The sequence below is a fragment of the Vibrio sp. 10N.261.51.C6 genome, from assembly GCF_041471785.1.
Classification (GTDB): domain Bacteria; phylum Pseudomonadota; class Gammaproteobacteria; order Enterobacterales; family Vibrionaceae; genus Vibrio; species Vibrio crassostreae_C.
The window spans coordinates 1-1,310 of sequence record NZ_JBFRPB010000084.1; the positions used below are offsets into that span (position 1 = coordinate 1).

Annotated in this window: 1 protein-coding gene; it reads right to left on the reverse strand. The window is 45.3% G+C overall.

Features of this window, described 5'->3' with window-relative positions; all coding sequences use genetic code 11:
* Window positions 1-926: 926 nt before the first annotated feature.
* On the reverse strand, window positions 927-1,310 hold a 384-nt coding region (locus AB4375_RS19885; RefSeq protein ID WP_372052385.1), incomplete at its 5' end, for a transposase.

Here is a 1,310-nt window from a genome sequence, read left to right on the forward strand (position 1 = left end):
TGTTCATAAAGGGTGTTGTAACGTTTTAAGTCATCGGGTTTCATGGGGTTACTCCTGTGAACGACCATCAGGGTGATGGTGTTACAAGAGTATGGTTTGCACTCGTTTTACTCTGCCGCGTAGCGGCTTCGTTCAACAAGGCGCTCAACAGTGACCCTTAACGCGTGGCATTTTTGCTTCGCAAAAGTGTATGCCACGGTTTCGGGCACGTTAGCTTGGCGTTATGTGAACAAAACTGAGATTGATGTCGAGTTTATGAAAATATGATGCTCGACAGTTTCTGAACTGGAACAAATACTATTTCAAATCATAAATTTGGAGCGTCAGCATTGTGAGGTTTGTTTTAGTTGCACTAACACTGAACCATTTCATTTACTTATATTTTGAGCACTTTATCGACGGTGTAATGAGTAACCCAAGCGAAGCAGGCCAAGCTCCTGGGTATGGGATGGTTTACTCATTGTTGGTCTTTCCTGTCCAGCTTTTTCTAGAAATAGTATTAATTGTCGCTTTGTTGTACCAAACTTTAGTCGTTCGTCGATGGAAAGGGAGCATATGGTACTGGTCTCCTTTTTTATTAACGTTGCTTCTGATCCTAGATATTGGATACTGAGTTTGCATGTTCACATAACAAATAAGGATTAAGGTGTTGCGCAGCCAACACTAAATCCCGAGTGTTGAACAAGCCCGAAGCCACTTTGTTAAGTAAATTGTACGATTGAACTTGAAGGGCACATCGCTTTGAGGCTTTTCTCAAGGCGAGCGGGGTCAAGATAAGGTTGCGATAGCAATCTTATCAACCAGTTAGCTATTTTTCGTTTCTTTCGTCCTCACATCTCCTTTGATTTCGTCAATGCCATTCTCCTTATTATCAAATGCCTTTCGGCTACATGGGTCGGCTCACTCCAACACACGCCATCTCATGCTCACAGCAAGGGCAGCGCGTGCTGCAAAATGAGCAGTAAGAACTTCAGAGTGGGCAAGGTGCGCGTTCGCCATGCATTGGTCTGGCTCTCTTTATAGCGGAAGGTGACAGTATCATCTGTGATACTGATGATGTCTTCATCAGGCAGCACACCACGATAGAGATAGCGAGCCAAATAGCTCAACGCAGCCTGACCGTATCCCACTTGTCTGCAATCGACCACCCATTGTTTGGGTATGCCACTTGGCAACCACAACGTTGGGTGTTGATTAATGGCCTCTAGCATTCTTGCTCGCCATACTTTGGCCAAAGCAAACGCGTTGAAGAGGTAATGCTTGTTGCCTTTGTGCCACGTTTGCCTCGACGCGTCGTATTGGCCTGCCGC